A 9183-nucleotide genomic window follows, 5' to 3' on the forward strand; every position below is an offset into this window, starting at 1 on the left:
GTGTGTGACTGGCAGTCATACTGTCTCGCTCTATGCCCCGCCGCTGTGGCGCGGCACACCCCGGACTCGCGCGTCGTCGACGCGCGAGTGGCGGCCGGTGGCGTGGCGACCGTGCCGTGGCGGCTGCCGGAGGTCGAGGCGGCCCTGCGCGGCGCGCCCGCGACACTCGCCTCCTTCGAGGCCGCCGCGGCACTGGCGGCCGAAGGCGCGAAGCCGTTGGCCATGAACGGTTTCAAGGTGTCCTTGCTGAAGCGGACCGTGATCCGCGCACTGCTCGAACTGGCCGAGGGGAGCCACTGATGACCAGCAGGGTGGACGGCCCACTGAAAGTCACCGGCGGGGCCAAGTACGGGACGGACCACAACTTCGCCGGGATGGTGCACGGCTACGTCGTGCTCAGCACGATCGCCCACGGCGAGATCGAGGCCATGGACGTCACGGCGGCGAAGAGCGCTCCCGGCGTGATCGGCGTGTACTCGCCGTTCGACCCGCTGCAGCTGACCAGGCCGACCTCGATGTTCGGCGAGGTCTGGGTTCCCTTGCAGGACAAGGAAGTCACCTACTACGGTCAGCCGATCGGCTTCGTCGTGGCGGAGACCTACGAACAGGCCCGCGACGCGGCGATGCTGATCGAGGTCACGTATCACGAGCGGCCCGCGCTGACCTCGCTGGAGGACGGCCTCGCCACCGCCGAGGACGCCCCGCCCGCGCGCGACGGCGCTCCCCCGTCCCTCTCCGTGCTCGCGGAGGGCGTCGAGTCCATTGAGGACGCACTGGCGGCGAGCCCGGTGGTGATCGAGGCGACGTACTCCACCGCGCCCCAGCACCACACGGCGATGGAGCCGCATTCCGCGGTCGCGGTGTGGGACGCCGACGGCCTGACCGTCTACAGTGGAAACCAGGGCTCCGATCTCCAGGCGGCCGAGCTGGCCGGGGCGCTCGGCTTGGACCCGAAGTCGGTCCACGCGATCAACCCGTTCGTCGGCGGGGCCTTCGGCGGCAAGGCCATGACGTCCGCGCCCGCGTTCCTCGCGGCGGCCGCGGCCAAGGCGCTCGGCAAGCCGGTCAAGGCCGCGCTCAGCCGGGAGCAGGTCTTCACCGCGACCGCGGGGCGCGCCGCCACGGTCCAGAAGATCACGCTCGGCGCGGAACGGGACGGCACGCTGATCGCGCTGCGGCACGACTCGTGGTGCAGCACCCCGGCGGACCGGTCGTTCGTCGAGCCGACCTCGCACGGCACGTCGCGGGAGTGGTACGCCACGCAGAACCTGGCCATCAGCCAGAAGATGGTGCCGCTGCACATCCCGCCGACGACGTTCATGCGGGCGCCGGGCGAGGCGCCGGGGTCCTTCGCGCTGGAGAGCGCGATCGACGAGCTGGCGGTCGCGCTGGACATGGACCCGATCGAGCTGCGCCTGCGGAACAACTCGACGGCGCCGCCCGGCCGGGATCTGCAGTGGTCGAGCAAGCACCTCGACGAGTGCTTCCGCATCGGCGCGTCCCGGTTCGGCTGGGCCGGCCGCACACCGCGCGGCCGCACCGACGGCGACTGGCTCGTCGGCCTCGGCACGGCCACCGCGATGTTCCCCGCCCTGCGGTTCCCTGCCACGGTCGAGATCACGCTGCGGGCGGACGAGACGGCGGTGGTCTCGACGAGCGGGGCGGACCCTGGCACCGGGCTGCTGACCGTGCTTTCCCTGGTGGGCGCCGAATCGCTGGACATCCCGCAGGACCGGATCACGCCCCGGCTCGGTAACTCGGCTTACCCGCCCGGTGGTATTTCGGGCGGCTCGACGGCGACCGCGAGCGCGGGGACGGCGATCATGGTCGCCGCGGCCACGGTGATCGACGACCTGCTGAAGCTGGCGTCGGCCCCCGGCGCCCCGTTCGAAGGCGTGGAGGTCTCCTACGCGGACGGCCGCGTGCTGGGCGACGGCCGGTCGATGACGTTCGGCGAACTGCTGCGGGCACTGACCCGCGACTCGGTCACCGCGACCGGTTCGTCCGCCCCCGGCGAGGAGCTGACGAAGCACTCCTTCAGCTCGTTCGGCGCGCAGTTCTGCGAGGTGCGGGTGCACCGGTGGACGCGCGAGGCCCGGGTGTCCCGGCTGCTCGGCGTGTTCGACTCCGGCCGGATCATCAACGCGAAGGCGGCCCGCAGCCAGGCGATCGGCGGGATGATCTGGGGTGTGTCGGCCGCGTTGCACGAGGGCCTGGAGATCGAGGAGAACGGCAGGTTCGCCAACGCGGACCTCGCGAGTTACCTCGTTCCGGTGAACGCGGACATCCCCGAGGCCGACGTCCACTTCATCGAGTATCCGGACACGCTGCACAACGCCGTGGGCGCGAAGGGGCTCGGCGAGATCGGCATGGTCGGCATGGCGGCGGCGATCGCCAACGCCGTCTACAACGCCACCGGCGTCCGCGTCCGGCACATCCCCATCCAGCTCGAGGATCTCCTCGACGAGTGACGCACCCGGGTGCTACCGGCGCGCCCGCCGGTAGCACCCGGCCCCCGTTGCCCCCGAACGCCGATGGCTGGCAAGGTTCCCTTGATCATCGAGACAGGGAGCTATCCAGTGAGCCGTGTGCTGATCACCGGGGCGTCAGGCCGGATCGGCGGGTACCTCCGGACCCGGCTGCGCCGACCGGGCCGGACGTTGCGGCTGCTGGACACCGTGCCCGCCGAGGCGGCGGCCGAGGGCGAAGACGTCGAGATCGTGCCCGGTTCCGTCACGGACGCGGCCGTCCTGGCCGAGGCCTGCTCGGACGTGGACGCCGTGATCCACCTGGCCGGACACCCCCGGGAACACACCTGGCAGGAGATCCTGGCGGTCAACGTCGACGGCACCCGCACCGTTCTGGAGGCCGCGCGCCGGTGCGAGGTGCCGCGGGTGATCCTCGCGTCGAGCGGGCACGTGGCCGGATTCCGGGAGAACAAAGGGATCCTGCCCGCGGACAGCTCGCCCCGCCCGGACACCTACTACGGATTCGGCAAGGCCGTGCTGGAGGCGCTGGGCAGCCTGTATCACTCCCGGTTCGGCATGGACGTGCTCTGCGTGCGGATCGGCGCGTGCTTCCCGGACCCCGGCAACGCGCACGGGATGGAGCTGTGGCTGTCGCCCGACGACGCCGGCAGGCTGTTCGAGGCGTGCCTGGCCGCGCCGGAGCCCGGCTACCGGATCGTGTGGGGCGTCTCGGCCAACACCCGGGGACGATGTTCGCCGCGGGAGGCCGGGGAACTCGGCTACCGGGCCGTCGACGACTCCGAGCGGTTCGCCGGCACGCTGTCGCCGGACGACGATTCGACGTCCGTCTATCTCGGCGGCACGCTGTTCGTCACCACCGAACTGGGCGTGCCGATGCGGTGATTCACCCAGCCCGGACCCGGGAATCGCGGTGTTCATCCGGTGGGGTGGCCCGTTGCGCGGCGCGGTACCGGTGCCCGGTGTACCAGGCGATCGCTCCGCACAGCAGGGCGAGCACCGCGACCGCGACCAGGACGTCGGTCACCGACGACACGACGAGCGCGAGCACCAGCGGCCCGAGCAGGCCGCCGACCCGGTTGAAGAACGACACCGTGCCGGTGGTCCGGCCGCGGCGGCGGACGTCCGCGAGATCCGCCGCGATCGGCAGGAAGATCGCGGCCATGGTGTTGACCGCGAACAGCGCCGCCGCGAGCACGGCGGCGGACAGCCAGGTCACCGTCGAGGTCAGCCCGGACACCGTGAGCGCGAGCAGCACTCCCGCGGTGGTCACGGCCAGCCGGACCGCGAGCGGGATGGCGCCGAACCGGCGGTAGGCCAGCGTCAGCAGCACCGCGCACGGGACCATCGCCAGCGCCACCACCGTGAGCAGGGTGTTCGCGGTGGTCAGCGAGAGCCCGCCCGCCCTGGCGAGCGTGGGCACCCAGGTGGTCAGGCCGAACGTCAGCAGCCCGACGACCCCGGCGTAGAGCCACTGCAGGCGGGTCGTGAACGCGGTGCCAGCCGGTTCCGGCACGACGGGCCCGGCGTCGTCGTGCTGCGCGATCGCACGAAGCGCGCGTTCGGGCACCAGGACGGTGGCGAGGGCGAGCAGCAGCCCGATCGGGGCGCCGATGAGCCACAGCACCCGCCACCCGAAGGTCGGTTCCAGCCACAGCGCCGATCCCGACGCGATCAGGTACCCCAGCGCCGTGGCCACCATCGACAACGCGGCGACGACCGGACCGCGCGAACCACCGGGGAACAGGTCCGCCAGGATCGTGACGAGCATCGGCGCCAGCCCGCCGACCGCGATGCCCATCAGGAAGCACATCGTCACGTTGCCGCCGAACGAGGGCATGCACCCGCACATGCTCGTCGCGGTGAACCCGAGCGTGGCCAGCAGATACGAGCCGCGCCTGCCGATCTGGTCGGCCAGCCTGCTGAACACCAGCGCCCCGGTCGCGGTGCCGGACAGCCCGCCGACGGCCAGCAGCGCGGCGGTGGACGCGCCGATCCCGTACTCCGCGCGCATCCCGGGAATGACGAACCCGAGCGTCGAGGTCTTGCTGATGTCGATCGTCAGCGCGGTCGTCGCGACGAACGCCACGAGCCCGCGCCCGCGAACCCCGGTCCGCGCGGTAGCCACCGGAGCCCGCCGGGGACCACGCAGCAGCACTCCGGTCAGCACCACCAGGATCCCCGCCCCGGCGAGGAACATCTCCGGCATGTCCGGGAGCGGCATCCCGCGCAGTTTCGGGCCCATGTCCATGCCCATTCCCATGCCCGTGTGGCCGGGCTGGAAAGCACGGACGAACCCGACGACCGAGCACACGACGACCAGCACCACCCCGGCGCCGACGAGCACCCTGGCGGGCCCGCCTTCCCCCCGCGTCACCGCCGTCACGCCGCCCCCTCGACTCCGGTGCCGGATCTCTCGCCCACCTTAGGCCCGCCGGGGCGGACGGGGCCATGGTCCGGACCGGATCCGGCAAGGGCGAAGATCTTTCACCGCCGTCCGGGGCCGAATCCGGCGTAACGAGTCGGCAGCGGTCGCGCGAGACGGGTTTGCGATCTTGACCACGGGGTAATTCCCGATCATGGACCCCAGGCTGTGGCGCCTGCTGGTCACCGGTTCGCTCCGGCTGTTCCTCGCCTGCACCGCGCCGACCGTCATCCAAGCGCCGGTCCTGATCGGGATCCTCGGCGTGCTCGTCGCCCTGCTCGTGCCCGCGCCGGCGCGGTTACGCCCGTTCAGCAGAACGGTGGCGCCGGCGGCTTCCCGTGACCAGCGCCCGGATTCCCCTGCCAGGTAACGAAAAGCGATCAGCCGTCCATCGCGGGGTCGCGCGGAATGACGAAAGCGCGGAGCACGGCCGCGTCCGCGGAGATCTCCCGCCACGGCCCTGGCAGTTCCAGCACGGCCAGCGCGCACGTCGGGAACTTCGTACGGACCCGGACGAGTGCGTCCCCTTCGGCCGATCCGGCGAGCTCAACGGTCACCTCGCTGACTCCGGGCTCGTGCCCGACGAGCAACAGTGTCTCGACCTCTTCGCCGGTTTCCCTGGCCACCGCCAGGAAGTCGCCGAGCCCGGCACCGTACAGCCGTTCGTCGTGGACGACCGGGGGCGAGGCGCCCAGCGCCCCGCCCGCGAGCCGCCAGGTCTCCCTGGTCCGCCGCGCGGTGGAACAGACCACTCTGTCCGGGACGAAACCGTTGCGCGCCAGCCAACGCCCCGCGCGGGGCGCGTCGCGAAGGCCCCGCGCGGCCAAGGGACGCTCGTCGTCGGCGACGCCGTCGGGCCACGCCGACTTCGCGTGCCGGAGAACGATCAGCCGCCGCATTGCTCCATTCTCCCCGTTTTCACAGCGCTCGCACAGCGCGCGCCGAGGTTCTCACAGAAACGTGTGGTCGGATGCGGACACCACAGCGTTGACCGAATGGGGGAACCACGATGTCCGGGCCGCTTCCCGCCGACGCCGGTCCCGTCCCCGGTTCGCCGCGGAAGTACCGGCCGGAACTGCAGGGACTGCGCGCGCTCGCCGCGTCGCTGGTGGTCATCTACCACGTCTGGCTGAGCCGGGTCTCCGGCGGCGTGGACGTGTTCTTCCTGATCTCCGGTTTCCTGATCACCGGCCAGCTCTTCCGGGCTGCGGGCCGCGGCCGGATCGCGTTCCGCCCGCTGTGGGGCCGGATGATCAAACGCCTGTTCCCTGCCGCGCTGACCGTCCTCGTCGCCGTCGCGGGCGTCGGCATCCTGGTGCTGCCGCAGGACCGCTGGTTCCAGACCATCAAGGAGATCTTCGCGTCCGCGTTCTACGTGGAGAACTGGCGGCTGGCCGCGGATTCGGTCGACTACTTCGCCCAGCACAACACCGCCAGCGTGGTCCAGCACTACTGGTCGCTGTCCATCCAAGGCCAGTTCTACCTCGTGTGGCCGCTTTTGGTGGCACTGGTCGCTTTCCTCGCGACACGGATACGTCGTTCACTGCGCGCCACGCTCTTCGTCACGCTCGCGATCGTCTTCGCCGCTTCCCTCGCCTACTCGGTGCATCTCACTTCGGCCAATCAACCACTCGCGTACTTCGACTCCTTCACCCGGGTGTGGGAATTCGCGCTCGGCGGACTGCTCGCGCTCGGGATCGACGCGATGTCCCTGCCGCGCCCGGCCCGGGTGCTGTGTGGCTGGCTCGGCGTCGCCGGGCTGGCGGTCTGCGGGATCGTGCTCGACGTCGGCAGCGTCTTCCCCGGCTACGCGGCCCTCTGGCCCACCGGCGCCGCGGGCCTGGTGATCCTCGCCGGTGCCACCGGAAGCCGCTGGGGCGCCGACCGGATTCTCGCCTCGCGGCCGTTCGAGTATCTCGGCAACCTCAGCTACGGGCTCTATCTGTGGCACTGGCCGGTGCTGATCTTCTACCTCGTCGCCAGGGACCGCGAACGCGTCGGGCTCGCCGGCGGCGCCTTCGTCATCGGTGTCTCCGTACTGCTCGCGGCGCTGACGTACCACCTCGTCGAGCACCCTGTCCGCACGTCGGCCATCGGCGTCCGCACCCGGTGGGGCGCCTACCGTTTCGGCATCGCGGCGCTGGTGCCGGTGGTGCTCGTCGCGGGGTCGTGGCAGGTGGTCAGCGCGAAGAAGGCCGATTTCGCCATCGATCTCGACGACCCCGCGCATCCCGGCGCGCAGGCACGGGCGCCGGAGGCGCCGAAACCCGTCACGCCCAGCACGGTGGTGCCGCCGATGATCGCCATCCCGAACGACTGGGGCGGCATCGCGGACGCCTCCTGTGTCAAGTCCGCCCGCGACCAGAGCCTCGAGATGTGCACCAGCAAGACCACCGGAACGCCGGCGAAACGCATTGTCGCGGTCGGCGACTCGCACATCCAGCAGTACCTCGCCGCGCTCAAACCCCTTGCCGAGCAACACAACTACCAGATCACGTTCATGCTCAAGGGTGCCTGCCCGTTCTCCACCACCTCCGACGCGATGCCGGGCGACAAGGGCTGCACCGACTGGAACGCCGCCGCGGCACAGGAAATCATCGCCCTGCGCCCGGACGCGGTGTTCACGCTCGCCAGCCGTGACGTCCGCGCGGGCCTCACCGAACAGACCCCGCCCGGGTTCGTCGCGCAGTGGCGCGCCCTCGACCGCGCGGGCATCCCGGTGGTCGCGGTCCGGGACAACCCGCGGTTCGACTTCTCCCCCGCCGCCTGCGTCGAATCCCGCGGCCGCAAGGCACCGGAGTGCAGTGTCCGGCGAGACCGGCTGTTCGCCCCGACGCCGCCCTACCGCAAGGCCGCCGACGTCCCGCCGAACGTTTCGTTCCTCGACTTCAGCGACTACTTCTGCGGCACGCTGTGCAGCCCGGTCGTCGGGAACGTGCTGGTGTACATGGACGACAACCACGTCACCGCGACGTTCATGACCACCCTGTCCCCCGCGCTCGACGGGGCCATGACCTCGGCACTCGGCTGGTAGCTAGTCCACCGGTCGCCCCGCGTTGCCGACCGGGCGGACCACCTTGTGCGGGAACCGCCGTTCGACGTGCTCCTGCGCGGACGATCCGGGATGGACGTACACGGGTTCCACCTTGTCCTGCAAGGGCCGCAGCACGTCGGCCATGAACGCGCGGCGGTCGTCGAGGTACGGGCCGAGCACGTCCTCCCCTGCCGGGCAGACGGCCATGCAGTACGCGGCCTTGTAGTTGGCCTTGAAGGAAAGGCTCTGCCACATCGACGCGTTCTCGGAGTCCGAGACGCGAGTGCGGAAGTCCTTGCCGTCGGCGCTGTCGGCCACCGTCTCGACCCAGTCGGTGAACCCGCCCATGAACTCGCGGTAGTTGTGCGTCGCGCACGCGACGACGTCGAACTCGCCGTCCTTCCCGATCGCGCCCACCGGGCACGCGGCGACGCACAACTTGCACTCCAGGCAGGGGTTGTAGTCCAGCGCCTCCCCGTACGCGCTGACCTCCGCGTCCACCAGGAGCGTGGCGAGCAGGACGAAGTTGCCGAACCGCGGGTGGATGACGTTGCGGTGCACGCCCATCGCGCCGAGCCCGGCGGCGACCGCCACCGTCTTGTGCGCCACCACCCAGATCCGTCCCGGGTAGTGCTCCATCTCCATCGGGAACGTCGCCGACGGGTTGAGCGCGCGATGGCCCGCGTCCTGCAGCGCGCGGACGATCCGGTGGCCCGCCTCGTTGATGATCTCGCCGCTGCGATGGAACTCCTGGTTGGCCACGCTGCGCGCGGGCGTCCGCACGTTGTCGCGGTTCATCCGCACCACCAGCGAGATCAACGTCTTCGTGCCGGGCAGCGCGCCGAGCACGTGCTTGCGCTCGCCTTCGAGGTCCGGATGGTCGAGCGGCACAGCGGCCATGTCGTCGGCACCCGCCTCCAGGCACACCTTCCGCAACCATCCGGCGTCGATCACGGCGGGTTCCGGGGGCTGCGCCGCCCGGCGGGCCAGCACGTTCCGCACGGACGGATGCCCGGCCAGTTTCGACGGCAGCTTCCGCTCGCTCACGCTCACCCCTTGTCAGTCAGTTGGAAAACAAAACTGACAGTAACCCGAGGTTAGTTGGAAAACAAGACTCACTGCCTCGCCCGGACGAGCTGAAGGGGGGGTTTGAAAAACGGATATTGAGGGGAAACACCCAACAACACCACCCCCGGGGTCCACCCCCCCCGGGGAGGTTTTAGAGAGCGCGCCGGTGT

Annotated in this window: 7 protein-coding genes and 1 pseudogene; 5 read left to right on the forward strand and 3 right to left on the reverse strand. The window is 70.8% G+C overall.

Annotated elements, in window-relative coordinates:
• The 3 genes and pseudogenes from ACFWY9_RS29450 to ACFWY9_RS29460 all read left to right on the forward strand — a co-directional run.
• A pseudogene (locus ACFWY9_RS29450) lies at positions 1-300 on the forward strand (xanthine dehydrogenase family protein subunit M); the annotation flags it as partial.
• A complete protein-coding gene (locus ACFWY9_RS29455; protein ID WP_378323790.1) occupies positions 300-2471 on the forward strand; it encodes a xanthine dehydrogenase family protein molybdopterin-binding subunit in 2172 nt (723 codons plus the stop codon). The pseudogene ACFWY9_RS29450 and the gene ACFWY9_RS29455, both read left to right, overlap by 1 nt.
• A 63-nt stretch (positions 2472-2534) precedes the next feature.
• A complete protein-coding gene (locus ACFWY9_RS29460) occupies positions 2535-3371 on the forward strand; it encodes an NAD-dependent epimerase/dehydratase family protein (RefSeq protein WP_378323791.1) in 837 nt (278 codons plus the stop codon).
• Between the two features lies 1 nt (position 3372).
• On the opposite strand, the gene ACFWY9_RS29465 is transcribed toward ACFWY9_RS29460, so the two are convergent.
• Entirely contained in the window at positions 3373-4872 is a 1500-nt protein-coding gene (locus ACFWY9_RS29465) for an MFS transporter (protein WP_378323792.1), read from the reverse strand.
• Positions 4873-5065: 193 nt separating this feature from the next.
• On the opposite strand from ACFWY9_RS29465, the gene ACFWY9_RS29470 reads away from it, so the two are divergent.
• On the forward strand, positions 5066-5281 hold the full coding sequence (locus tag ACFWY9_RS29470) for a hypothetical protein (protein WP_378323794.1): 216 nt from the start codon (positions 5066-5068) through the stop codon (positions 5279-5281).
• A gap of 10 nt (positions 5282-5291) precedes the next feature.
• Here ACFWY9_RS29470 and ACFWY9_RS29475 read toward each other — a convergent pair whose 3' ends face one another.
• Positions 5292-5810, reverse strand: coding sequence for a SixA phosphatase family protein (locus ACFWY9_RS29475; protein WP_378323795.1), 519 nt, complete (start codon positions 5808-5810; stop codon positions 5292-5294).
• A gap of 110 nt (positions 5811-5920) precedes the next feature.
• Here ACFWY9_RS29475 and ACFWY9_RS29480 point away from each other — a divergent pair, with 110 nt between their 5' ends.
• Positions 5921-7945 (forward strand): acyltransferase family protein, encoded by a 2025-nt coding sequence (locus tag ACFWY9_RS29480; protein WP_378323796.1) that lies wholly within the window; start codon positions 5921-5923, stop codon positions 7943-7945.
• Here the strand turns inward: ACFWY9_RS29480 and ACFWY9_RS29485 are convergent, their stop codons facing one another.
• Positions 7946-8992, reverse strand: a complete 1047-nt coding sequence (locus ACFWY9_RS29485; protein WP_378323797.1) for a (4Fe-4S)-binding protein — start codon at positions 8990-8992, stop codon at positions 7946-7948.
• Between the last annotated feature and the right edge of the window lie 191 nt (positions 8993-9183).

Source organism: Amycolatopsis sp. NPDC059027 (genome assembly GCF_042739735.1).
Taxonomy (GTDB): domain Bacteria; phylum Actinomycetota; class Actinomycetes; order Mycobacteriales; family Pseudonocardiaceae; genus Amycolatopsis.

Coding starts and splice junctions, on each gene's coding strand:
- ACFWY9_RS29455 (WP_378323790.1), top strand. CDS start 300: ATGACCAGCAGGGTGGACGGCCCACTGAAAGTCACCGGCGGGGCCAAG.
- ACFWY9_RS29460 (WP_378323791.1), top strand. CDS start 2,535: ATGGCTGGCAAGGTTCCCTTGATCATCGAGACAGGGAGCTATCCAGTG.
- ACFWY9_RS29470 (WP_378323794.1), top strand. CDS start 5,066: ATGGACCCCAGGCTGTGGCGCCTGCTGGTCACCGGTTCGCTCCGGCTG.
- ACFWY9_RS29475 (WP_378323795.1), bottom strand. CDS start 5,810: ATGCGGCGGCTGATCGTTCTCCGGCACGCGAAGTCGGCGTGGCCCGAC.
- ACFWY9_RS29480 (WP_378323796.1), top strand. CDS start 5,921: ATGTCCGGGCCGCTTCCCGCCGACGCCGGTCCCGTCCCCGGTTCGCCG.